Genomic DNA, 26061 nt, shown 5'->3' with positions numbered 1-26061 from the left:
GAAGTGGTGCTTATGTGGAGTCTTTATGGAGTTGGTAAGAACAGCTGAACAGATACCCCCTGTGAAGTATTATTTATTATTAGCTTGCCTTTATGTAATTTAACTACTTGTTCTACAAAGTTAAGCCCAAGGCCGGTACTTTTTTGTCCGTTACTTCTGGCAAGCGAATAAAAGCGTTCAGTTACTCTCTCTAACGCATAATCTGGTATCTTCGGACCAGTGTTTTCGACGTTAATACAAAGCTCGCTTACAGTGTGCGTAACAGTGATCTTGATTTTGCCCTGTTCGTATACAAAATCCAGCGCGTTTTCAAACAAATTGTACAAAGCTTGCTGTATTAAAAATTGATCCCCCACAAAAGCGACTTTGTTATCGCATACAACGCTTAATTCTACTTGTTTGGTCATTAGCCTGCTGATACAAGAGGCCTTTATCTGCTCAATCAAAGCTGGTAAATCAATTAATTGCCGCTGTTCAAGTTCTGGGAGTTGTTCAAGCCTAGTTAGTGCTAGCAACTTATCGATCAATTGCTGCATGCGCGTAGCTTCGGTTTCAATATTCTGAGCAAATAATTGCTGTTTATCTACCGTGGTAGGGGTTTGTAGTATTTCACTAGCCCCTTTGATCGCTGACAATGGGCTTTTTAACTCATGTGTTAGAGTTTGCACATAATTTTCTACGTATCGTTTACCATCGAGCTGACGACGCATATTTTCAAGTGCATCACTAAGTAAGCTATATTCATAAAAAACTCTAAAGGTGGGTTTACTGGTTTTTTCACCTCGGCCCATTTTATCAGCGTAGTCTGCCAGCTTATATAACGCCGTATTTATACGCCACGCGATTAACGCTCCAATTATAAGCGCGAGTACACTCATTAACGCTAACCAAGTTAATACCCGATACTTGGAAATATCAATAAATGGCTGTACCGAGCGGTTCGCTTTAGCAACTGTAACACTGCCAATTATTTCATTGTTATAGAGAATAGGTGCCGCTACATGCATGACGGTTGATAGCGGATCATTGGGGTCTAATGCAGTTGAGCGTGCCCCGTACTCACCACGTAGGGTGAGGTAAACGTCATTCCATTTAGAAAAATCATTACCAACATCCTGCTGCCATGAATCCAGCACCACAATGCCTTGTTGATCAGTTATATAAACTCGATGATTAACTGATTTTTTTTCAATTCCCCAAATAGCAGCATCAGGGTCACGTAAACCATAAAAGTTGATTTGCTTAGCAAAAGCGCTCTGAGCAATATCCCCGTTCGCCATTGGGTTGCTTGCCATTACAGCCAGTATGTTTGCCATATCGACCAGCGTTTCTTCGCTCGCTTGGCGTACCGTTGGTTTGATCTCTCTCATAACTGTCGAGCTAACCAAGTAAGCGGTTAAAATCACTAACACAAAATAGAGTAAAAATAGCCTCAGTCCAAGCGGGATCTTAGGCCATCTTTTAAGACGAGAGAATACTGTCTTTGTTGGCTTAGGTGGATTCATAGTAATAACCAAAGCCACGTTTAGTATGAATACATTCAGGAGCCGATACCGCACGCAGTTTATTGCGAATAGCCTTGATGTGACTATCTACATTACGAGCATAGATAGCATCTTGGTGATTTTGCGCCGCCAACAATAATTGCTCGCGGGAGAATACTTGGCGCGGATGACTAATTAGCTTATCCAGCAATTTAAATTCCAATGCTGTGAGAGCCAATGCTTGGTTTTGGAAATGATAATCGAAATTTTCAGCATAAAGCCCTGAGACAGGCTCTGAGGAGATAGATGCTTTAATCGCAGTTTCGCTATGTCTAATTCTAAGTTTAACCCTTGCAAGCACTTCTCGCGGGCTAAATGGCTTAGTAACATAATCATCTGCGCCTATTTCTAATCCCACCACACGGTCTATTTCATCATTGCGGGCTGTAAGAAAGATAATCGGCAGCGCAGAAAACTCTCTTATCTGCTTACATAGCTCAAAACCATTAGCATCAGGTAAGCCAATATCTAAAATCAACAAGGATGGCATGCTGTTTTTAATATACTCAAGCCCCTCACCCGCCGTAGCAAACCACTGCACAGCAAAGCCATCAATTTCTAGGGTGTGGATCAGTGTATCAGCGATCGCTTTTTCATCTTCAATGATCACAACCCGACTGCTAGACATACGCAACTATTCCATTTTACAAACTGAGTTAACAGCTTTTAATAGTTACAGTTAGCAAGCATGTAGTCAATTGCTAGATACCACTACATGGCCTATCCTAGTTCCTAGCGACCTAGCCCCTAGAACTTTTTTTAGGACAAACAAAAAACCCGCTTCATTTCTGAAACGGGTTTCTTCAATTAGGATCCTGGCGATGACCTACTTTCACATAACAAATGCTACACTATCATCGGCGCTGTTTCGTTTCACTACTGAGTTCGGCATGGGGTCAGGTGGGTCCAAAACGCTATTGTCACCAAGAAAATTTTTTTCAATTTTCTTATTCTAATTTTTAAGGTTAAAGTTCTTCAACTAAATTTGGAGCCTGGCGATGACCTACTTTCACATAACAAATGCTACACTATCATCGGCGCTGTTTCGTTTCACTACTGAGTTCGGCATGGGGTCAGGTGGGTCCAAAACGCTATTGTCACCAAGCAAATTTGGTATTAATTCGCTCTTCGAGCCAATTAATTAAAATTTGGAAAATGGCTGATAATTGTTTTCTTACAACTTTAAGCTTATCGCTTACAGCTGCGTAAAATCTACTTTAGTTCTATTAACTTCTGCGCTGTTTCACTATCACATAAAAATCTGTCTGGAACAGATTTTAACGCACGTAGTGCGGCTTTAGTAATTTACATGGACGTAAATTATAAAACGCGTTTGGCGTTGTATGGTTAAGCCTCACGGGTAATTAGTACAAGTTAGCTTAACATATCACTATGCTTCCACATCTTGCCTATCAACGTTGTAGTCTTCAACGGCCCTTCAGAGACTTTAAAAGTCTAGTGAGAACTCATCTCGAGGCCTGCTTCGCGCTTAGATGCTTTCAGCGCTTATCAGTTCCGAACGTAGCTACCGGGCAATGCCATTGGCATGACAACCCGAACACCAGCGGTTCGTTCACTCCGGTCCTCTCGTACTAGGAGCAACCCCTCTCAATTCTCAAACGCCCACGGCAGATAGGGACCGAACTGTCTCACGACGTTCTAAACCCAGCTCGCGTACCACTTTAAATGGCGAACAGCCATACCCTTGGGACCGACTTCAGCCCCAGGATGTGATGAGCCGACATCGAGGTGCCAAACACCGCCGTCGATATGAACTCTTGGGCGGTATCAGCCTGTTATCCCCGGAGTACCTTTTATCCGTTGAGCGATGGCCCTTCCATTCAGAACCACCGGATCACTATGACCTACTTTCGTACCTGCTCGACGTGTCTGTCTCGCAGTTAAGCTGGCTTCTACCATTACACTAACCGTACGATGTCCGACCGTACTTAGCCAACCTTCGTGCTCCTCCGTTACTCTTTGGGAGGAGACCGCCCCAGTCAAACTACCCACCAGGCACTGTCCGTAACCCCGATTCAGGGGCCAACGTTAGAACATCAAAACTACAAGGGTGGTATTTCAAGGACGACTCCACAAAAACTAGCGTCTCTGCTTCTTAGTCTCCCACCTATCCTACACATGTAGGTTCAATGTTCAGTGCCAAGCTGTAGTAAAGGTTCACGGGGTCTTTCCGTCTAGCCGCGGGTACACAGCATCTTCACTGCGATTTCAATTTCACTGAGTCTCGGGTGGAGACAGCGTGGCCATGGTTACACCATTCGTGCAGGTCGGAACTTACCCGACAAGGAATTTCGCTACCTTAGGACCGTTATAGTTACGGCCGCCGTTTACCGGGGCTTCGATCAAGAGCTTCGTCCGAAAACTAACCCCATCAATTAACCTTCCGGCACCGGGCAGGTGTCACACCGTATACGTCATCTTGCGATTTTGCACAGTGCTGTGTTTTTAATAAACAGTCCCAGCCACCTGGTCACTGCGGCTCCCGTCCGCTTAGAGAGCAAGTCTCATCACAGATAGGAGCGTACCTTCTCCCGAAGTTACGGTACGATTTTGCCTAGTTCCTTCACCCGAGTTCTCTCAAGCGCCTTAGTATTCTCTACCTGACCACCTGTGTCGGTTTGGGGTACGATTCGGTATAATCTGAAGCTTAGAGGCTTTTCCTGGAAGTATGGCATCAGCAACTTCATCACCTTAGTGACTCGTCTCGTGTCTCAGCCTAACAGCAACCCGGATTTACCTAAGTCGCTAGCCTACTCACTTTCACATGGACTACCAACGCCATGCTTGCTTAGCCTGCTCCGTCCCCCCATCGCAATTATACCAAGTACGGAAATATTAATCCGTTTCCCATCGACTACGCCTTTCGGCCTCGCCTTAGGGGTCGACTTACCCTACCCTGATTAACATGGGATAGGAACCCTTGGTCTTCCGGCGTGCGGGTTTTTCACCCGCATTATCGTTACTCATGTCAGCATTCGCACTTCTGATACGTCCAGCATACCTCCCGGTACACCTTCAACCGCTTACAGAACGCTCCCCTACCACTCATCCTAAGATGAATCCGCAGCTTCGGTGCATAGTTTAGCCCCGTTACATCTTCCGCGCAGACCGACTCGACCAGTGAGCTATTACGCTTTCTTTAAAGGATGGCTGCTTCTAAGCCAACCTCCTGGCTGTCTGGGCCTTTCCACATCGTTTCCCACTTAACTATGACTTTGGGACCTTAGCTGGCGGTCTGGGTTGTTTCCCTCTTCACGACGGACGTTAGCACCCGCCGTGTGTCTCCCGGATAGTACTTTACGGTATTCGGAGTTTGCAAAGGGTTGGTAAGTCGGGATGACCCCCTAGCCTTAACAGTGCTCTACCCCCGTAAGTATTCGTCCGAGGCTCTACCTAAATAGATTTCGGGGAGAACCAGCTATCTCCCGGTTTGATTAGCCTTTCACTCCTAGCCACAGGTCATCCCCTAACTTTTCAACGTTAGTGGGTTCGGTCCTCCAGTTGATGTTACTCAACCTTCAACCTGCCCATGGCTAGATCACCGGGTTTCGGGTCTATACCTTGCAACTATTCGCCCAGTTAAGACTCGGTTTCCCTACGGCTACCCTAATCGGTTAACCTCGCTACAAAATATAAGTCGCTGACCCATTATACAAAAGGTACGCAGTCACAGAACAAGTCTGCTCCTACTGCTTGTACGTACACGGTTTCAGGTTCTATTTCACTCCCCTCACAGGGGTTCTTTTCGCCTTTCCCTCACGGTACTGGTTCACTATCGGTCAGTTGGGAGTATTTAGCCTTAGATGATGGTCCACCTATATTCAGTCAAAGTTTCACGTGCTCCGACCTACTCGATTTCACTTAAAATGTCTTTTCATGTACGGGACTATCACCCTGTATCGTGGCACTTTCCAGAGCCTTCCATTAACACATAATAAGCTTAAGGGCTGTTCCGGTTTCGCTCGCCGCTACTTCCGGAATCTCGGTTGATTTCTTTTCCTACGGGTACTTAGATGTTTCAGTTCTCCGCGTTCGCCTCGTTAACCTATGTATTCAGTTAACGATACCTGCAAGCAGGTGGGTTTCCCCATTCGGAAATCCTAGTCTCAAGTGCTTTTTACTAGCTTGACTAGGCTTATCGCAAGTTAATACGTCCTTCATCGCCTCCAACTGCCAAGGCATCCACCGTGTACGCTTAGTCACTTAACCATACAACCCAAACGGGTCTTGCTTGGTCTTTGCTACTTATGCTGCCTTGCTTTCTATTTTTGCTTGGTTACATAACACGTTATGCGCCCAGCGACAAAAATATTAGCGGCGTTGCCTAAGCATCAAATCCACGTCGCAATACTAAACAATAAAGTTTAGTCATACGTTAGTGACAGTTTAACTTCGCCAGAAGTTAATATTGAATACTAAAGTAGATACCAATCAATCAACTCATAAGAGTTAACTAAATGGCACTGAATGATACTGCTATCATTCTTTTTTACTTTTGAAAACTCTGTACAAATAACACTGTTATTTATACGAATTTTATTATCAGCTTTTCCAAATTTTTAAAGAGCATATTAATTAGTTAAACCCAATGGGCAAAACTAACTAACAATCATCTGTGTGGACACTACGAACAAATAAGTTCTAAATCGTATAAGGAGGTGATCCAGCCCCAGGTTCCCCTAGGGCTACCTTGTTACGACTTCACCCCAGTCATGAATCACTCCGTGGTAAACGTCCTCCCGAGGGTTAGACTATCTACTTCTGGAGCAACCCACTCCCATGGTGTGACGGGCGGTGTGTACAAGGCCCGGGAACGTATTCACCGCGTCATTCTGATACGCGATTACTAGCGATTCCGACTTCATGGAGTCGAGTTGCAGACTCCAATCCGGACTACGACGCACTTTAAGTGATTCGCTTACTCTCGCGAGTTCGCAGCACTCTGTATGCGCCATTGTAGCACGTGTGTAGCCCTACACGTAAGGGCCATGATGACTTGACGTCGTCCCCACCTTCCTCCGGTTTATCACCGGCAGTCTCCTTAGAGTTCTCAGCATTACCTGCTAGCAACTAAGGATAGGGGTTGCGCTCGTTGCGGGACTTAACCCAACATCTCACAACACGAGCTGACGACAGCCATGCAGCACCTGTATCAGAGTTCCCGAAGGCACCAAACTATCTCTAGTAAGTTCTCTGTATGTCAAGTGTAGGTAAGGTTCTTCGCGTTGCATCGAATTAAACCACATGCTCCACCGCTTGTGCGGGCCCCCGTCAATTCATTTGAGTTTTAACCTTGCGGCCGTACTCCCCAGGCGGTCTACTTAATGCGTTAGCTTTGAAAAACAAGTCCGAGGACCCGAGCTTCTAGTAGACATCGTTTACGGCGTGGACTACCAGGGTATCTAATCCTGTTTGCTCCCCACGCTTTCGTACATGAGCGTCAGTGTTGACCCAGGTGGCTGCCTTCGCCATCGGTATTCCTTCAGATCTCTACGCATTTCACCGCTACACCTGAAATTCTACCACCCTCTATCACACTCTAGTTTGCCAGTTCGAAATGCAGTTCCCAGGTTGAGCCCGGGGCTTTCACATCTCGCTTAACAAACCGCCTGCGTACGCTTTACGCCCAGTAATTCCGATTAACGCTCGCACCCTCCGTATTACCGCGGCTGCTGGCACGGAGTTAGCCGGTGCTTCTTCTGTAAGTAACGTCACAGCTAAGCTCTATTAAAACTTAACCTTTCCTCCTTACTGAAAGTGCTTTACAACCCGAAGGCCTTCTTCACACACGCGGCATGGCTGCATCAGGCTTGCGCCCATTGTGCAATATTCCCCACTGCTGCCTCCCGTAGGAGTCTGGGCCGTGTCTCAGTCCCAGTGTGGCTGATCATCCTCTCAAACCAGCTAGGGATCGTTGCCTTGGTGAGCCATTACCCCACCAACTAGCTAATCCCACTTGGGCCAATCTAAAGGCGAGAGCCGAAGCCCTCTTTGGTCCGTAGACGTTATGCGGTATTAGCAGTCGTTTCCAACTGTTGTCCCCCACCTCAAGGCATGTTCCCAAGCATTACTCACCCGTCCGCCGCTCGTCAGCAAAGTAGCAAGCTACTCTCTGTTACCGCTCGACTTGCATGTGTTAGGCCTGCCGCCAGCGTTCAATCTGAGCCATGATCAAACTCTTCAATTAAAAGTTTTTTCTGTCCTTCCCATAAAGGGAGCGGACATGCTCAATGAATTCTGAATTTATTTAATATCTTTCGATATCGAATTGACTGTGCTGAATAAATAAATTTATTCCGTTGGTCACTCAGTTCAATTGAGACTCTAAATTTTTTGCCTCATCTAGCGAACTAGAATCGGCTGTTAGAACTCAATCTGTACGAGTGCCCACACAGATGATTGCTTTATATTGTTAAAGAACGTTGCGATTAAAGCGCATTGCTTTACCTCGCTAGGGCTGCGCATATTACGCTTTCCTATTTTTTTGTCAATACTTAATTTTAAACTTTCTAAAAAATCTAAACTCAAGTTTTACTCGACTTACTGACTTGCTGCTTGCCTCGCTAAGCGTTGCCTGCTCTGCCGTGTCAGTGGGGTCGCATTATAGGGATTATCTGGAAACCGTCAACGCTTTATTTCAGTTTTATTAAATTAATTTTATTTTTGTTTGAAAGGTATACAAATCAAGTGTTCTAGGGAGATTTTTGTCTATTTATTGATTCAAGCCTCAAAATTATAAGTAATTATGGATCTTTAAACCTCTTGCCATGATTAATGATAATCAATATCATACTTATTTGGTTGTGTATTGATAAACAAAAAGGATCTCTTGTGTTTAGACGCTCTGTATTTAAATTATCTCTTATTTCATTGTCCCTCCTTAGCAGTAACTATGGCTTTGCCGCTGAAACAGCAGTTGAGGAGGATATAGAAAGCATTGCGATATACGGTAAAAACTACCGTTCTACAGGGACTAAGTCGAATTTAACACCGATAGAGTCGCCTATGAGCTTTGAAGTCTACGACAATAAACTACTTGAATTACGACAAGTCGACACAGTAAATGAAGCATTACGCTATGTATCAGGTGTTACACCTGAAAATCGCAGTACTGTGACTATTTTTGATCAATACACGATTCGTGGCTTTGAAAGCTATCGTAATTTTTATGATGGTCTGCCGCTACAATATAATTTGATATATAACCTCGCGCCGCAGGTCGATGCATTTGCCACCGAAAGCGTCGAGGTTTTAAAAGGCCCAGCATCGGTTTTATATGGTTCAGCCCCTCCAGGGGGTATGGTTAACCAAACAGCCAAAACACCACAAGCGACTTCTGAGCATAATATAAGAGCCCGCATTGGTACCAATAACTTAGCAGAGCTCGCACTCGATAGTACTGGCGCTATAACTGATGGCATTAACTATCGGTTTATTGCACTTGCCCGTAATAGTGACGGTCAACAGCAAACCACAGAAGAGCAAAGAATAACGATAGCACCGTCAGTTACTTTTGAACTCAGCGAGCGTACTAACTTAAACCTTAATTTATACTACCAAGACGATCCTGAAATGGTCCCTTCTACGCCTCTGCCGGCTAAAGGCGCTCTTTATGAAACCAGTTATGGAAAATTAGAGGCTGATGCATATGCTGGTGATAAAAATTGGGCCGAGTTTGCTCGTGACGTTACTATGATCGGTTATAAGTTAAACCATGAGTTTTCTGACTCAGTGTCATTTTTACAAAACTTTCGCTATACCAATGCCGATGCCACGCAGCAAAATAGTTATGATTATGGCCTGGCCGATGATGATAAAATATTAACCCGTACAGCGTATAAAACTATCGAGGATGCTGAAGGCTTTGTCGTTGATAACCAACTAGCAAGCCAATTTAACATAGCAAATACCAGCCATAACTTATTATTTGGCTTTGAGTATCAAACGCTTGATTCAACCTTCGATTATGCAGATACCTTTGGTGTAGATACGCCAAGCTTAGACTTATCAAACCCTGATTACGCACAATTTAATGCTGATACAACAGCTGCCTTAGATACTTATCGTCAATTTAGTCGTTTGCATCAATCACAACGTGGGTTTTATTTACAAGACGAAATAAAAATTGACGCTTTAACCGTTATTGCAGGTCTGCGCCATGATAATTATTACAGCTTAACCAACAGTACGGTGAGCGGTGCAACAAGTAATCAAGAAATAGATCAAAGTGATACTACATTCAGAATGGCAGCTATTTATACTTTTGATAATAACATTGCTCCATACGCGAGTTACTCAGAGTCATTTGAGCCAACCTCTGGTGTCGACACCTTAACCGGTTCAGCATTCAAACCCACTACAGCAGAACAAATTGAAGCTGGGGTTAAATATCACAATAATGATTCAAGCACTAAAGTAACGGCGGCATTTTTTGATCTACGCAAAAAAGATGTCGTTGTTAATACCCCTGACTTTATGCAATACACGCAAAATGGTGAAGTACAATCTAAAGGCTTTGAAGTAAGTGTTTATCAACAGCTTAGCAATTCACTAGATATTACCTTAAACCTTACTGATATGGATGTTGAAGTAACCGACAACCCACAAGATCAGACAGTAGAAGGAAAAACACCTATTTGGGTGGCTGAGCAACAAGCATCATTATGGTTAAATTACTTCTTAAGTGATGCGCTGGAATTCAATGGCGGCATACGCTATGTAGGTGAAAGCCAGCTTGATGCACAAAACTCAGATACTGTACCTGGTTACACTTTATTAGATGTCGCTGCCAGTTACCGCTTTAATGACAGCTATAAAGTGGGCTTAGCCGTGAGTAACTTAGCTGATAAACGCTATGTTGGTGCATGTTATGACATTAATAGTTGCTGGATGGGTACAGAGCGAAGTGTAGAGCTGAGCTTAAATGCTTCTTTTTAGACTGTATTGAATTTATGTAAAAAAGCGAGTTTTGACTCGCTTTTTTTATTCTCTAACATAAATATTATTACTTCTAACGGGTTCCTTCTAGCTAACCTGAGATCTGGTTAAGCCAACATTAGATTATTACTCTCTAAAATTTCAAGTTCTTGCGATGTTAAATCTAATGACGGCTTTTCCTCTTTTAGGCAATAGGCAATTAATCCACCAAGTAAATTTAGCATAAAGCCATGCATACTGCGGTGTCTAGAGTGTTCAATGTAAGAAATGTTTTTCAATTGATCATTCACCGTTTCGATTATAAATCGTTTTTTCAATAAAGCCCTGTCCCACAATGAAATAAATTTTTTCTTCATATTCTTTCGAACCGTCGTGATTAACTCGACACCTTTTTCTAGTAACTCACCAGAGAGCGCTTTGCTGATATAACCTTTGTCGCCATAGAGTTTTCCGAAGATAGAGTCCGCCATATCAGAAACAGGCTCTCGATCATCCACATTGCCCGTTGTGAGCTTTAGCGCCACAATCTCACCTAAATGATTAATTATTAAATGTAGTTTGAATCCATATGACCAACCCATAGTGCCTTTTCCATGATGAGCAACGCCTTCAAACACTTTATTTCTTTTAGCTCTGATGATGTGACACACTTCTATTTTAGTGGAGTCAACAAATTGTATACCTGTGGGCTTGCCAAGTTTTGATGTGAGGTAACTGCACATCGGAACCACCACACTAGGCATAAGCGCGAGAAACCTTGTGTAACTCAGCAACTCTGGAAAATAGGCTTTAAGTTGACGGCAAACATAGTGAAGGTAGTAGTTTTTGAAATCTCTGTAATGTGACTGGTGAAAATGGATGATAATAGTCATCACCTCTGACGGAGATAAGCGGCATGCTCTTCGACGTTTAATTTCACCATTTTCGAGCAATATACGCTGCCAGCTTGGGAAAAATAACTTTGAAAAATCATCGACATCACAGTACGTTTCAACTAACTTGTTCATGCTCGTTCCTTTTTGTTCTAATCACTCTTGGTCGAATGATCGGATCATGGAACGAGCATTTAGTTCCTTTAAATTAGTAATTTCTTATCCGAAGCTCAGGTTAGCTAGTGATGAGTTAAAGGCCATGAGGCGTTATCGCCAATTTCGCCGAAGCTACCAATGTTTAAGTATTCTTCCTTTAACGGCATCTGAGCTTAGGAGCTGTTTTTAAATTTACAAACTATTTTATTATAATTAATGCATTAGGTTACTTATAAATAAGTAACCTAATAGTAATTTTATTTATATCTATAAACAGCACGAACAATTACGCTTGTTTTTTTGCATTTTACCAATACCTGGATTAAACGTATTCGTTGGGTCTAAGCTTTTGTAAAAGTTTTGCAGATCAGGTTCTGCTTCGTATAAATGCCCTACATTGTGCTCAGCAGGATATTTTGCGCCTCGCTCATTTAAAAGCGTTAACATCATCTTCTTGACATGTTTAGCATCGCTGCCCTTTTTTAATATATAGTCTTGATGAAACACGTAACAAAAGAAGTGCCCGTAGTAGAGTTTCTTTTCTAGGTGTTGTGCAATTTCGTTAGGGAGCGTTTCAAGCCAGTCTAACTCATTACGAGGTATTGCAATATCAAGCGCTAATATCTCACCAACTTCTTTTTCGTGCATTACTTCATACCTTAATGCTGCACCTGCTGCTGCAAAACGATTCAAAAAGGCGCTTTCAGACTCTTCTTTATTACATTCGAAATAAGTACCTGTTTCAGAAGTTTCAAAAAATGACTTTAAGAAAGTCTGCGCTTCTTCTATGCCATCATCACTCATTTTCATTATTAGGTGATGTTCGTACTTATCGCGGTATTCTAGCATTCGTTTAGGTAAATGCTGTGGAAATACTTTACTGACTAGCTGCATAGCCTTATCGGTAAAATGTTTTGGCATCCAAGATAACTTATTAAGTTTGGAGTCAATACGCCCTTTAATAGAAAACAATTTAGGTAATGCATCTGTTCCAAGGTGCTTAATACTTAAAAATGTGTCTTTACCGTATTTAGCTGATACATCAAATATATCACGATGCATATATTCACCCACTTCAGGAATGTTTTTGAAGGTAGATAATATTTGTTTTCTCAACTGCGCAAGCTCACTAACGCTATTGGTACCTATGTAAAAAGTTCTCTCTTTTACAGCTGTTGGATACGTGTCTAGGCGTACTGCAAATACTGCAAGCTTTCCGGCACAACCACTCGCTTCATAAAGTCTTCGTTTGTCAGCATTAAAGCGACTCGGTGTATTGGCATTAACGTCTCTTACTCTAGCGATATATTCTTTATCTGATGCAAGCTTTTCACTTTGAGGTAATTTAGTTTTATCAAAATTACCACTTTGCAAGTTAGTTAATATTTCTTCAGGAGAATTACCTAACTCAACTTCGAGGTGATTAACTAAAGTTAACTCACCTTTTTCATTAACTTGGGCAAATAATGAGAGCTCAGTATAAGCAGGTCCGCGCTTAACAAGTGCCCCACCAGAGTTATTTGAAACACCACCAATTATTGAAGCTCCAAGTGTTGATGAACCAATAACTGAATGAGGAGTTCTATTTACGGCACTTAGTTCTCTTTGCAAGTGATGTAAAGTCGCGCCAGGTAAGCTAATCACTTGTTCATTTTCGTTGACTAAAAATAGCTGATCCATAGCCAGCGTATTGATGACAACAACAGGCCTGTCATAATCATTACCACTGGGGGTTGAGCCTTCGGTTAAGCCTGTTTTAGCGGCTTGCATTATAATTATACAATTACCTTCTACACAAACCTCCAAACTACGCCAAATATCTAATAGAGTCTGTGGGAATAGTACCGCTAATGCGTTTCCTCCCCCAGAGCGCCAACCCACTCTGTAGTGCTCGTTTTTATCAGGATCAGCCTGTAAATTACTAGCACCTAATATATTTGTTAGTTTGTCCAAAACTTGGTCAGGGTTCAGCTTAGCTTGAAAAGTAGCTTTTGAAGAATATATATTTTTACCCTGTTCTTGAATTATTTCATGATTCATACAGCTAAAAGTCCTTGATAACCAAAAATGTAAATGACAGCCATAGTGATAATTCCACTAAATAACACATAATAGATTGTCGGTAGAATAGTCCGCCTTAGTGTTGAACCTTCCATACCTAGCAAACCAACTGTGGCTGATGCAGCAACTACGTTATGAATAGCAATCATATTACCAGCCGCTGCGCCCACAGCTTGTGATGCAATAATTGTTGAAGGAGATATGCTTAGGTTCATTGCTGCTTCGTATTGAAATTGACTAAACATCATATTTGAAATCGTATTTGAGCCTGCGATAAACGCACCAAGCGCACCAATAGTCGAGCTTATTAATGGGTAAGCATTGCCTAATATACCCGCAAATAATTCTGCACTGGCAACCGGCATACTGACAACGTCAGATAAGTTAGTGCCTGAATTAATAAAAATTCTTACCATTGGTATAGTAAAAATAAGCACAAAACCTGCACCTAATACCGTTTTACCCGACTCTTTAAATGCGTTATTTAGCGCTGTGGCTGGCTTTTTAGTTTGAAAAATAGCCGCAACAAGTGCGCTCACTAACAATATGCCACCTGGCAAATACAGTGGGCTAAGACTTGCACTGATCCCTTCTTCACCTAATATGGCTGAAAAGTCGACTGTCGCGCTAAGCAGTAATTCCTTAAACTCGACAAATACGCGCGAACATACAAGTAATATTGCAACAAGAAGGTAAGGAAACCATGCCATAACCGCAGAAATATTTTTATCTGACTTAGAAGGTGCTACATCATCAGTATTAACAACTAGCTTTCCAAACCATTCTTTGGGCCAGTTTTGTGATGGCTCAAAATCCCATGTTTGTTTAGGAGTTAAAAAGCCTCGTTTAGCAGCATTAATGACAATAGCGATGCTAACTAAACCACCAATGATAGTAGGAAATTCAGGCCCTAAGAAAACCCCTGTTAAGGCATAAGGAACGGTAAAAGCTAACCCGGAAAAAATGGCAAATGGCCAAATAGCCGCGCCTTCTTTCCAGCTTTTATTTTTACCAAAAAAGCGAGTTAGCATCATGACCATAATTAGGGGCATAAATGTACCTACAATCCCGTGAATTATGGCAACCTGACTTGTTACTAATTGCAAAAAATCTTGCCACTGTAAGCCTTCTTTTGCCAGTAAGGCACTGATCGCAGTGGTATCAAGTCCTTTATTTACACCGATAATGATTGGCGTACCTACAGCACCAAAAGAGACCGCGGTACTTTGAATCATCATTCCCATTAATACCGCTGCTAAGGCTGGAAACCCTATAGCAACCAATAAGGGGGCTGCGATAGCGGCAGGCGTGCCAAACCCAGACGCACCTTCGATAAATGTGCCGAAGCACCAAGCGATTATAATTACTTGAATACGTCTATCGGGCGACACATTAGTAAAGCCTGAACGTATAATTCCAATTGCACCGGTATGTTTTAGCGTATTTAATAAAAACAATGCACCGAATATTATCCATAAAACTGATACGGTAATAATTAAACCTTGTAGCATCGACGACGAAACGCGGTTTAAAGTCATATCCCATACAAAAATAGCAATAGTAGCGGTCACAGCAAGCACCATCGGCATTGTTTTTTTAGCGGACCACTGTAAACCCAGCAATAAAATACCACAAAGCACAATAGGCAATAGTGCAAGTAACCCATACATTGTCTGACTCATAGCTCGATCCTTATTATTGTGTGTGTCATTTTGATAAAAACCTCTTTCTCACTATAGTTCTAATTTTATTAGGCGAAAATAGCCTTTATATACTCTACTCCTTGTAAATTAATTGATATATTGCAACAAAAGGTAAAATCATTTTCCTTTTTTGATATAATAAAATGAAAATTACACTATTTAAGGAACTAATTATAATGAAAGCTGATGATTTGATTTTATTAGTTCAAGTAGTTGATGAGGGCTCATTTTCTAAAGTTGCGGATAAACTATCGTTAACGAACTCAGTTGTCAGCAAGCGCATAGCTCGTTTAGAAGAAAGTTTAAATACCCAGTTACTTTACAGAACAACCAGAAAATTAAGCCTTACAGATGCAGGTAAAACACTCTACGATAAAGCAAAAATAGCGAAAAGTGCATTTCAAGAAGCTGAAAATGCAATCACAAGTTATAGTGATGAAATTAAAGGTAATATACGAATGACAGTACCTGTCGTTTCTGCAGACTTAATTCTCAGTCAATCTATTGCTGAGTTTTGTAAAATCTATCCAGGTGTCTCAGTTGAGTTAAATGTTACCAATCGTTTAGTTGATCTTATTGAAGAAGGTTATGACTTAGCCATTAGAACCGCTAAACTTGAAGATTCATCATTAGTTGCAAGACGTTTAATTGATAGCCAGTGGATTATCTGTGCTACTCCGAGCTATTTAAAAAAGCTTGGTACACCTTCAGTCCCTGAGCACCTACAAAGTCATCAATGTTTGCTCTATACATTTGAAAATAAAAGCAATGAAGTATGGCCATTATTAATTGATGACGTAGAACAATTACTCCCTGTTAATGGTCACTTTCGAAGTAATAACCTAAATGCAATAAAGCAAGCTACGCTTAGTAATTTAGGTATCGCCTATTTACCTTTAGCGCTGGTATTTGAAGAATTAAACGATAATTCATTAACACAAATTTTAAGCCCTTTTACACATAAAAAAATGGGCATGTACGCCATGTACCCCAAAGTAAGGCAGCCTGATAAAAAATTAAAGTTATTGGTATCGCACTTACGAGAGTCGCTGCAACAAAAAAAAGCACACTATGATTAAGTGTGCTTTTTTATTATTTTTAACCGTTGCTTATATAATCTTAGAAAGTATATTTAGCCGAAAATTGTAAATAGTTAGAATCAATACTTTCCATATTCTTATCATCAATAGCATATTGACCCAATTCAACACCTACATTTAAATCGTCGGTTACATTGGTTATTAAGTTAACCCCCATATGAGAGCGGTCTTTTTCTGTAACGTCTGTAGTGGCTCCGCCATAAAATAGCGTTGAACGCCAGCTATCAACCCAAACATGTTTATAAGCGACAGTGTATGCCGTTGTTTTTTCAACAACAACGTCTGTACCATCTTCAATTACGATATCAGGTGTAAATCCTGCACCAGTATAACGACCTGGTTCACCCACAGTTAGTTGGAATCGAAAGTCATCGTTACCAAATGTATTTATTTTCCCCGAAAAGCTACCAGCGATCGATGTTTCATCTATGCCGCCTTGATCTACCTTTCTAAGTAATGCCCCAACGGATAATTCACCCCAGCTTTTTTTGTAGTTGTAGCGAGCAACAAAGTCAGGAATTGATTCATCCTTATCAGCGTCTGCGCCTGTCACACCAACGCCACTAGAGGCTGCCCCAGTATCACCATCACCATTTGTTTCAGGACTTTCAATCGCAAACTGCCATCCACCATGACTATAACGAATTTGTGTTTGACGAACGAAAACCTCACCAACATGAGGACCACCAAAGTCTGTAGTGGTACAGTGATTTTGGCCACCCATTAAGAAAGAAATGTTATGCTAATAAGCATACAAATTTGGGTGAAAAAATGACGAAATTAAAACGCGCAACGTATTCTGCGGCAATCAAATTAGAAACGGCTCAGCTTGTAGTCGACCAAGGTTATACGCAAGAAGATGCAGCCAAGGCTATGGGTGTTGGTAAATCAACCGTAAGTAAGTGGGTTACTCAATTAAAGCAAGAGCGTAATGGTCAGTCACTATCGGCTTCACCAATGACGCCCGAACAAATTGAAATTCGTGAACTTAAAAAGCAAATCCAACGCATTGAATTAGAAAAGGACATATTAAAAAAGGCTACCGCTCTCTTGATGTCCGACTCCCTGAACAATTCTCGTTAATCGAGAAGTTAAATCAACGAGAGCATTATCCCATTAGCGTGCTATGTGGCGTATTCGATGTGCATCGCAGCAGCTATAAATATTGGGCTATACGCGATACAACGCCGACACCTGAGCAAGTAAGGTTAGAGGCTGAAGTTAAAGCAATACATAGAATGAGTGGAGGCTCAGCAGGTGCAAGGACAATAGCTACAATAGCGACAAACAATGATTTTGAATTGAGCCGTTATCGTGCTGCTAAGCTAATGGTTAAGTTAAAGCTTGAAAGTTGCCAAATTCCTCAACATTCATATAAGCGCGGTGGTAATGAACACCTTGAAATCCCAAACCTGCTTGATAGGCAGTTTGATGTTATTGAACCGAATACTGTGTGGTGCGGTGATGTAACGTATATTTGGACAGGCAATCGCTGGGCTTATTTAGCGGTCGTTATTGATTTATTTGCGCGTAAAGTGGTTGGTTGGGCAATGTCGTTGTCGCCAGATACTAATTTAACACTAAAGGCGCTTGAACTCGCTTATGAAAGTAGAGGTAAGCCAAGTGGGTTGATGTTTCACTCAGATCAAGGGAGCCATTATACGAGCTTGAAGTACCGCCAACGTTTATGGCGCTATAAAATTACACAAAGTATGAGTCGACGCGGAAATTGTTGGGATAATGCGGCTATGGAGCGATTTTTTAGAAGCTTTAAAACGGAATGGATGCCAAAGGTTGGATATGAAAACTTTAAAGAAGCTAAATATAGCGTAAGCGATTACATAAATGGATATTACAATAATGTTAGACCGCATCATTATAATGCTGGTTTAGCGCCAAATGAATCTGAGGTTAGATACCAAGATTCTAAAACTGTGGCCAAAATTAGTTGACCACTACAGTCTAGCGTTTCTGGAATTGCAACCAATGGCATAAATGTTGACCACGTTTGGCCAACAAGCCAATCTTGATATTGAATATATAGGTGGCGAAGACGATTATTAGAAGAATTACTTACAACTTCATTACCACCGCCACCATAGAAATCTACTTCAGCAAAACCAATAACTTCTCCATGCTGAATTTTTAAATTGATTCTTGATTCTTTAACATTAAAGCCGGTATGGGAGGTATCAATAGGCTCACCTTGCGGGAGGTTACCCGTCCAATAATCTTGGTAAGCTATATCACCAGAAACATGGCGTACATCTGCTTTTGCATATCCGCCAAGTTCAACTTTTGTTTTTTGACCGCCGATATCAATATTTGCTAACTCAATCGCAGCTTGGCTAGATGAAGAATAACTTAAAGAAATAAGCGATAATGCAATAGAGGAAGACAGCGCTGTAATTGTGTGTTTCATGTTATACCTTTTTAATTATAGTCCTAGGACTCTCAATTTAGAGGGTTATAGGTTATTGGTAAACAATAAAAAAGCTATTCTATTTTTCCAAAATTAACATAATTGAAACAGAAAATGATACATATGAGATATGTATGTCAACATAATAGCGAATGTAGGCATTCGCTATTATGTCTTAAAGGTTTTTATTTTTTAACCGGTCGGCTCCAGCCCGTTAAATTACGTTGTTTAGCGCGTGCTATTGCGAGCTGCTCATCTTCAACAGTACTGGTGATTACTGAACCGGCACCAATTGTTGCTGTTGCACCTATATTTACGGGTGCAACTAATGATGAATTAGAACCAATAAAAGCGTTATCGCCAATAATGGTTTTGGCTTTATTTACACCATCATAGTTACAAGTAATTGTACCGGCGCCAATATTCACTTTTTCGCCAATTTCCGCATCACCTAAGTAACTTAAGTGGTTTGCTTTAGAACCCTTACCTAAACGGGTTTTTTTCATCTCAACAAAGTTGCCAATATGTGAGTCTTCTTCCATAACTGCACCAGGGCGTAGGCGAGCATAAGGCCCTAGCGTACATTTATCAGCAACGCTGGCATCTTCAATTAAGGTATTGGCTTTAATAATCACGTTATCGCCAATAGTGCAATTTTTAAGAACGCAGTTAGGGCCGATATCAACGTTATTACCTAGGGTAACTTTCCCTTCAAAAATAACGTTTACATCAATTAGTACATCTTCACCGGTTGTTACTTCACCACGAACATCAATGCGGGCAGGGTCGGCAAGCGTTGCACCATTAAGCATTAACTGTTCTGCTTGCCATGCTTGATAAGCACGCTCAAGAGCGGCAAGTTGTACGCGGTTATTCGCACCTTCCACTTCCATTGGGTGGTCTGGCTGTGCTGAACTAATTTCAACACCTTCACTGTGTGCCATAGCAACGATGTCTGTTAAGTAATACTCACCTTGCGCGTTTTCGTTAGATAAATTACCTAACCAGCTTTTTAATAGTTTACCATTTACAGCCATGATGCCGGTGTTTACTTCGTTAATAAGTAATTGCTCTGGGGTTGCATCTTTTTGTTCAACTATACCCACTAGCTTGCCATCAACACGTAACATACGGCCATAACCATTAGGGTTTACCAAATTTACCGTTAATACAGCTAAACCATTTTTAGGTGTTGCGGCTAATAAGCGCTCAAGGGTTGATTGCTTTGTCAGTGGTACGTCACCGTATAAAACCAATACTGTGTCTTCATCATTGATATGTGGGTTTGCTTGTGCCACTGCATGCCCAGTACCAAGCTGCTCAGCTTGCAGTACCCAGTTTACGTTGTTATCGGCAAGTTGTTGTTGTAAGCGTTCGCCGCCGTGACCAAAAACTAAATTAGTAGAGCTTGCACCAAGCGCTTTGGCATTATCGATAACGTGTTGCACCATTGGCTTGCCCGCCACTTTATGCAATACCTTAGGTAGAGCTGAACGCATACGAGTACCTTTACCCGCAGCAAGAATCACTGTAGTCAGAGACATTAAAACAATTTCCTTCTTTCTTTGTTTTATGAAATGAGTAAGCGTTTGTAAATTCAAAAAAGATTGAGTAAGTCACATCATGTGCACTTACACAATGGCAATCTAGCAATAGCCACTGAATCTAAGCTGAAATCATTCTTCGCTTTATTTGTGACTATTGTAGCGAGGATTGGTGAAGGATATAAGTAAAAACAAGGCTAAATACCTCTTAAAGTAAATTAAATCAATTTACGTAGGGTTAATCAAAAAATGACAACGTAATCATATTAATAATTTTTACGGTACTCATAAAACAAACACAAAAAAGCCCACATAAAGTGGGCTTTTTAAAAACCAGATAGGCTTACTTTTTACGTAATTGCTGAATAACGCGCAGTTGTGCAATTGCTTCTGCAAGTTGCACTGCGGCTTGATTATAATCAAACTCAGCAGAACCGCCTTTAGCCATTTGGGCTTCAGCGTCACGTTTAGCTTGCTCTGCAGCTTGTTCGTCTAGGTCTTCACCACGAACTGCTGTATCAGCAAGTACGGTCACTATGTTCGGTTGAACTTCTAGTGTACCGCCAGCAATATAGATGAATTCTTCTTCACCAAATTGCTTAACTAAACGTACCATACCAGGTTTAAGGGCAGTTAGTAGTGGAGCGTGACCAGCATTAACACCTAGCTCACCTTCACTACCACTTACTTGAATAGATTCAACTAAACCAGAAAATAAACTCTGCTCAGCACTTACTACGTCAAGATGTACAGTCATAGCTGCCATACTACCCTCCTAATTACATGCTTTTGGCTTTTTCTTGAGCTTCTTCGATAGAGCCAACCATGTAGAACGCTTGCTCTGGCATATCATCAAATTCACCGTTTAAGATGCCTTTGAAGCCAGCAATTGTGTCTTTAAGTGACACGTATTTACCCGGCGCTCCTGTGAATACCTCTGCCACGAAGAATGGCTGAGATAGGAAACGTTGGATTTTACGTGCACGAGATACAAGTTGCTTATCTTCGTCAGAAAGCTCGTCCATACCTAGGATTGCAATGATGTCTTTAAGTTCTTTATAACGCTGAAGAACTGTTTGAACGCCACGTGCTGTATCGTAGTGCTCTTGACCAATTACTAATGGATCAAGTTGACGTGAAGATGAATCAAGTGGGTCTACCGCTGGGTAGATACCAAGTGATGCGATATCACGTGAAAGTACTACTGTTGCATCTAAGTGAGCAAAGGTAGTTGCTGGAGATGGATCCGTTAAATCATCCGCAGGTACGTATACCGCTTGGATTGAAGTAATTGAACCAGTCTTCGTTGAAGCGATACGCTCTTGTAGTACACCCATTTCTTCAGCTAGTGTAGGTTGGTAACCTACCGCTGATGGCATACGACCAAGTAGTGCAGATACTTCTGTACCAGCAAGCGTGTAACGGTAGATGTTATCTACGAAGAAAAGTACATCGCGACCTTCGTCACGGAACTTTTCAGCCATAGTAAGACCAGTTAACGCTACGCGTAAACGGTTACCTGGAGGCTCGTTCATCTGACCGTATACAAGCGATACTTTATCAAGTACGTTTGAATCGTTCATTTCATGGTAGAAATCGTTACCCTCACGAGTACGCTCACCAACACCTGCGAATACTGAGTAGCCGCTGTGCTCGATTGCGATGTTACGGATAAGTTCCATCATGTTTACGGTTTTACCAACACCGGCACCACCGAATAAACCAACTTTACCACCTTTAGCAAATGGACATACAAGGTCGATTACCTTGATACCAGTTTCTAAAAGTTCTACTGAACTTGATTGCTCTTCGTAAGTAGGCGCTGCACGGTGAATAGACATACGGTCTTCTTCGCCGATTGGGCCAGCTTCATCGATTGGCTCACCAAGTACGTTCATGATACGACCAAGTGTTGCTTTACCAACTGGAACTTGAATCGCTTCACCTGTGTTTGATACTAATGCACCACGACGTAAACCGTCTGTAGTACCTAGTGCGATAGTACGTACCACACCACCACCTAGCTGTTGTTGAACTTCTAGAGTCAAACCAGCTAAATCGCCATCTGTTACTTTTAGCGCGTCATATACGGCTGGCACGTTGTCTTGTGAAAACTCAATATCCACAACGGCACCGATAATTTGGACGACCTTACCTAAACTCATGTCTATTCCTCTCGTTAATCTTTGCCAGAAGCATTAAACTGCGGCTGAGCCAGAAACAATCTCACTAATTTCTTGTGTGATTGCCGCTTGACGGGCCTTGTTATAAACAAGCTGTAACTCATCCATAAGGTCGCCAGCGTTATCAGTTGCAGCTTTCATTGCAACCATACGGGCGGCCTGTTCAGAGGCAGCGTTTTCAACTACACCTTGGTATACTTGAGACTCAATGAAACGCACTAACAAAGACTCTAAAATAGCCTCTGGGTTTGGTTCATATAAGTAATCCCATGTGTAAGCAGATACTTCTTTTTCAGCTTTTGGCAAAGGGAGTAACTGATCTATCATTGGCTCTTGCTTCATGGTATTAACGAAGTTGTTATATACCAAGAATAAACGGTCAATTTTGCCTTCAGAGAATGCATCTAGCATTATTTTTACAGGACCAATAATGTCTTGTACTGAAGGTTTATCTCCTAAACCCGCTTTTTTAGCAAGCACTTGACCACCAAAACGTTGAAAGAAGCCAGCTGCTTTACTACCTAAAGTAGCAAAATCAGCATCTACGCCTTTTTCTTTCCACGCTTTAACATCTAGTGCAACTTTTTTAAACTCGTTAGAGTTTAAACCGCCACACAGACCACGGTCAGTAGAGATAACAATATAACCAACTCGTTTTACTTCACGTTCTTCTAAGAACGGGTGAGTAAAATCAAGATTTGCTTGAGCAACACGACCAATCACTTTACGTAATTTGTCAGCGTATGGACGGCTTGAAGCCACTCGTTCTTGCGCCTTTTTCATTTTAGACGCAGCAACCATTTCCATTGCGCTGGTGATCTTTTGAGTATTTTTAATACTGCCGATCTTGCTTTTAATCTCTTTTCCGCTGGCCATGACTCTCTCTCCGAATCAAGGTGTGCTTTAGCAAACTAAAGCGCACCATTAATAACTAAATTACCAAGTTTGCGTAGACTTGAACTTCTCTAGAAGTTCTTTAAGTTGCGCTTCGATCTCGGCGTTGTAGTTACCAGTTTCATTGATTTGAGCCACAAGCTCTGCGTATGTGCTGTTTGCATAAGAAAGTAAAGCTGCTTCAAAATCCATGATTTTAGGGATTTCGATATCTTTCAGATAACCTTTCTCAGCTGCAAATAACGACAAAGACATTTCAGCAACAGACATTGGCGCGTACTGTTTCTGCTTCATTAGCTCTGTTACACGCTCACCATGCTCAAGTTGAGCACGTGTTGCATCATCAAGGTCAGACGCGAACTGCGAGAACGCAGCTAATTCACGGTACTGAGCTAGGGCTAGACGGATACCGCCACCTAGTTTCTTAACGATTTTAGTTTGTGCAGCACCACCAACACGCGATACCGAGATACCAGCATTTACTGCCGGACGGATACCTGAGTTGAATAAGTCAGTTTCTAAGAAGATCTGACCATCGGTGATAGAGATAACGTTAGTCGGTACGAACGCAGAAACGTCGCCGCCTTGAGTTTCAATGATTGGCAATGCCGTCAATGAACCTGTTTTACCTTTCACTTCACCATTGGTGAACTTTTCAACGTACTCAGCGTTTACACGCGATGCACGCTCAAGAAGACGAGAGTGAAGATAGAATACGTCACCTGGGTATGCTTCACGACCTGGTGGACGCTTAAGTAGCAATGAGATTTGACGATAAGCAACAGCTTGCTTAGATAAATCATCATATACGATTAATGCGTTTTCACCACGGTCACGGAAGTATTCACCCATAGTACAGCCCGAGAACGGAGCTAAGTACTGAAGTGCCGCAGACTCAGAAGCAGATGCAACAACTACGATTGTATTTGCAAGTGCACCGTGCTCTTCTAATTTACGTACTACGTTAGCAATAGTAGAGGCTTTTTGACCAACCGCAACATACACACACTTAACGCCTGTGTTTTTCTGGTTGATGATTGCATCGATTGCTAGTGCAGTTTTACCTGTTTGACGGTCACCGATAACAAGTTCACGTTGACCACGACCAACTGGGATCATAGCGTCGATAGATTTATAACCAGTTTGTACTGGCTCATCTACTGATTTACGCTCGATTACACCTGGTGCAATTTTTTCTACAGGCTCAAAACCGTCGTTATCTAAAGCGCCTTTACCATCGATAGGTGCACCTAGTGTGTTTACAACACGACCAAGTAGACCAGCACCAACAGGAACCTCTAAGATACGACCAGTTGTATAAACTTTTACGCCTTCAGTAAGGTCAGCGTATGGACCCATTACTACTGCACCAATTGAGTCACGCTCAAGGTTTAGTGCGATAGCATAACGGTTGCCAGGAAGCTCAATCATTTCACCTTGCATACAGTCAGCTAGACCGTGAATGCGGATGATACCGTCTGTAACAGATACGATAGTACCTTCGTTACGAGCTTCACTTACAACTTCGAACTGCTCAATACGTTGTTTGATCAGATCTGAAATTTCAGTGGAATTAAGTTGCATGCTCTTTTTCCCAATTACGATTGTAGTGTTGTGGCTAAGCGGTTTAATTTACCGCGTATTGAGCCGTCGATTACAGTGTCACCAGACTTAATAATAAGCCCACCAACCACTGCTGCGTCTTCACTACAATTCAGCTTAACTTTGCGTGCGAAACGTTTTTCAAGTGCCGCTACCAATGTATCCTGCTGCGCTGCAGCAAGAGGAGTTGCCGAAATCACGTCTACTTCGATTTCTTTATCGTATTCTGCTTTAAACTTAGCAAATAACTCTGCAACTGCAGGTAGGGCTATCAAACGTCCATTTTCAGCCATCACCTTAACTAGGTTCTGACCTTGTTCGTTGAGCTGCTCAGCACAAATTTTAATAAATAACTCAGCTTGTGCTTTAGCAGTAGGCATACCAGCTAAAACGCTTGATGCTTGTTCGTTGCTGGCTACTTGGCCAGCAAAGAACAACATGTCGTTCCAACTTTCAATGGTGCCTTTTTCAACGGCAAGTTCAAAAGCCGCTTTAGCGTATGGGCGAGCGATAGTAGTCAATTCAGACATGCTCATACCCTCCTAATTACAGCTCAGCGACAAGTTTTTCAACGATGTCACTATGTGCGGCTTGATTGATTTCGCGCTCTAAAATACGTTCAGCACCAACCACTGCCAGAGTAGCTACTTGTTTACGTAGCTCTTCTGTTACGCGGTTGCGCTCTGATTCGATTTCAGAATGCCCTTGAGCAATAATTTTTTCACGCTCTTGCTGACCACGAACTGTTTCTTCGTCAACAATTAGCACGGCACGCTTTTTAGCTTGATCAATGATATCAGCCGCTTGAGCTTTTGCATCTTTAAGCTGTTCAGCAGCTTTCTTTTGCGCAAGTTCTAAGTCTTTTTCGGCTCTATCAGAGGCAGCTAAACCATCTTCGATTTTCTTCTGGCGAGCTTCAATTGCACCGTTTAGTGGTGGCCATACGAATTTCATACAAAAAAGTACGAACACCGTAAATGCAATTAGTTCACCGATAAGAGTGGCGTTTAAGTTCACGACCG

General features: G+C 42.0%; 17 protein-coding genes and 4 rRNA genes. 3 read left to right on the top strand and 18 right to left on the bottom strand.

Translation table 11 applies throughout. The annotated features are described in order from the left end of the window. Positions 1–23: 23 nt before the first annotated feature. The 6 genes from creC to NDQ71_RS12140 all read right to left on the bottom strand — a co-directional run bounded on the left by creC (position 24) and on the right by NDQ71_RS12140 (position 7752). Entirely contained in the window at positions 24–1505 is a 1482-nt protein-coding gene (gene creC / locus NDQ71_RS12165; RefSeq protein ID WP_192541885.1) for a two-component system sensor histidine kinase CreC, read from the bottom strand. Continuing rightward, positions 1492–2172, bottom strand: a complete 681-nt coding sequence (locus tag NDQ71_RS12160; RefSeq protein WP_192541884.1) for a response regulator — start codon at positions 2170–2172, stop codon at positions 1492–1494. Before NDQ71_RS12160 ends, creC begins: the two co-directional genes overlap by 14 nt. 185 nt (positions 2173–2357) lie before the next feature. After that, positions 2358–2472, bottom strand: a 5S ribosomal RNA gene (gene rrf / locus NDQ71_RS12155). 62 nt (positions 2473–2534) lie between these two features. Beyond that, positions 2535–2649, bottom strand: a 5S ribosomal RNA gene (gene rrf, locus NDQ71_RS12150). A gap of 238 nt (positions 2650–2887) precedes the next feature. Continuing rightward, positions 2888–5774 (bottom strand): 23S ribosomal RNA (locus tag NDQ71_RS12145). A 442-nt stretch (positions 5775–6216) separates the two neighbouring features. Then, positions 6217–7752 (bottom strand): 16S ribosomal RNA (locus NDQ71_RS12140). Together the 16S, 23S and 5S rRNA genes form the textbook arrangement of a ribosomal RNA operon. A 644-nt stretch (positions 7753–8396) precedes the next feature. Between NDQ71_RS12140 and NDQ71_RS12135 the strand changes: the two genes are divergently transcribed. Then, positions 8397–10502 (top strand): TonB-dependent siderophore receptor, encoded by a 2106-nt coding sequence (locus tag NDQ71_RS12135; RefSeq protein WP_301561674.1) that lies wholly within the window; start codon positions 8397–8399, stop codon positions 10500–10502. A 107-nt stretch (positions 10503–10609) separates the two neighbouring features. Here the strand turns inward: NDQ71_RS12135 and NDQ71_RS12130 are convergent, their stop codons facing one another. The 3 genes from NDQ71_RS12130 to NDQ71_RS12120 form a co-directional block, all read right to left on the bottom strand. Further along, entirely contained in the window at positions 10610–11509 is a 900-nt protein-coding gene (locus tag NDQ71_RS12130) for an IS982 family transposase (RefSeq protein WP_033103763.1), read from the bottom strand. A 288-nt stretch (positions 11510–11797) separates the two neighbouring features. Next, complete coding sequence (dld, locus tag NDQ71_RS12125; RefSeq protein WP_225736535.1) at positions 11798–13570, bottom strand: D-lactate dehydrogenase; 1773 nt, start codon at positions 13568–13570, stop codon at positions 11798–11800. Continuing rightward, positions 13567–15273 carry an L-lactate permease gene (locus NDQ71_RS12120; protein ID WP_192541257.1) on the bottom strand — a complete coding sequence of 569 codons (1707 nt, stop codon included), beginning with the start codon at positions 15271–15273 and terminating at the stop codon, positions 13567–13569. The genes dld and NDQ71_RS12120 overlap by 4 nt, the downstream gene beginning before the upstream one ends. A gap of 197 nt (positions 15274–15470) precedes the next feature. On the opposite strand from NDQ71_RS12120, the gene NDQ71_RS12115 reads away from it, so the two are divergent. Beyond that, positions 15471–16373: a LysR family transcriptional regulator gene (locus tag NDQ71_RS12115; protein ID WP_192541258.1), complete on the top strand. Its 903-nt coding sequence runs from the start codon at positions 15471–15473 to the stop codon at positions 16371–16373. Between the two features lie 40 nt (positions 16374–16413). Here NDQ71_RS12115 and NDQ71_RS12110 read toward each other — a convergent pair whose 3' ends face one another. Next, positions 16414–17118, bottom strand: coding sequence for a hypothetical protein (locus tag NDQ71_RS12110; protein ID WP_301561673.1), 705 nt, complete (start codon positions 17116–17118; stop codon positions 16414–16416). 47 nt (positions 17119–17165) lie between these two features. On the opposite strand from NDQ71_RS12110, the gene NDQ71_RS12105 reads away from it, so the two are divergent. Next, positions 17166–18346 (top strand): IS3 family transposase gene (locus tag NDQ71_RS12105; protein ID WP_192543254.1). Its coding sequence is split into 2 segments (ribosomal slippage): positions 17166–17424 and positions 17424–18346, totalling 1182 coding nucleotides; the frame shifts between segments, so codons are not numbered across the junction. Here NDQ71_RS12105 and NDQ71_RS12100 read toward each other — a convergent pair. The 8 genes from NDQ71_RS12100 to atpF all read right to left on the bottom strand — a co-directional run bounded on the left by NDQ71_RS12100 (position 18271) and on the right by atpF (position 26056). Next, positions 18271–18816, bottom strand: a complete 546-nt coding sequence (locus NDQ71_RS12100) for a DcaP family trimeric outer membrane transporter (protein ID WP_301561672.1) — start codon at positions 18814–18816, stop codon at positions 18271–18273. The two genes, NDQ71_RS12105 and NDQ71_RS12100, sit on opposite strands and share 76 nt — an antisense overlap. Before the next feature lie 185 nt (positions 18817–19001). After that, on the bottom strand, positions 19002–20360 hold the full coding sequence (gene glmU / locus NDQ71_RS12095; RefSeq protein WP_192541260.1) for a bifunctional UDP-N-acetylglucosamine diphosphorylase/glucosamine-1-phosphate N-acetyltransferase GlmU: 1359 nt from the start codon (positions 20358–20360) through the stop codon (positions 19002–19004). Positions 20361–20703: 343 nt separating this feature from the next. Further along, positions 20704–21126 carry a F0F1 ATP synthase subunit epsilon gene (locus NDQ71_RS12090; protein ID WP_283709751.1) on the bottom strand — a complete coding sequence of 141 codons (423 nt, stop codon included), beginning with the start codon at positions 21124–21126 and terminating at the stop codon, positions 20704–20706. A 13-nt stretch (positions 21127–21139) separates the two neighbouring features. Then, on the bottom strand, positions 21140–22525 hold the full coding sequence (gene atpD / locus NDQ71_RS12085) for a F0F1 ATP synthase subunit beta (protein WP_064668236.1): 1386 nt from the start codon (positions 22523–22525) through the stop codon (positions 21140–21142). 33 nt (positions 22526–22558) lie between these two features. Continuing rightward, positions 22559–23419 (bottom strand): F0F1 ATP synthase subunit gamma, encoded by an 861-nt coding sequence (gene atpG / locus NDQ71_RS12080; protein WP_301561671.1) that lies wholly within the window; start codon positions 23417–23419, stop codon positions 22559–22561. 60 nt (positions 23420–23479) lie between these two features. Further along, complete coding sequence (gene atpA, locus NDQ71_RS12075) at positions 23480–25021, bottom strand: F0F1 ATP synthase subunit alpha (protein WP_064668238.1); 1542 nt, start codon at positions 25019–25021, stop codon at positions 23480–23482. Between the two features lie 14 nt (positions 25022–25035). Continuing rightward, positions 25036–25569 (bottom strand): F0F1 ATP synthase subunit delta, encoded by a 534-nt coding sequence (atpH, locus tag NDQ71_RS12070; protein ID WP_283709752.1) that lies wholly within the window; start codon positions 25567–25569, stop codon positions 25036–25038. 16 nt (positions 25570–25585) lie between these two features. Next, positions 25586–26056 carry a F0F1 ATP synthase subunit B gene (gene atpF / locus NDQ71_RS12065; RefSeq protein WP_016710497.1) on the bottom strand — a complete coding sequence of 157 codons (471 nt, stop codon included), beginning with the start codon at positions 26054–26056 and terminating at the stop codon, positions 25586–25588. Positions 26057–26061: the final 5 nt, after the last annotated feature.

Origin of the sequence: Pseudoalteromonas sp. KG3 (genome assembly GCF_030436385.1) — a bacterium.
GTDB classification, from domain to species: Bacteria; Pseudomonadota; Gammaproteobacteria; order Enterobacterales; family Alteromonadaceae; genus Pseudoalteromonas; species Pseudoalteromonas prydzensis.
Note: the sequence above shows the minus strand (reverse complement) of the source record. Positions and strands in the feature narration are given on the sequence as shown.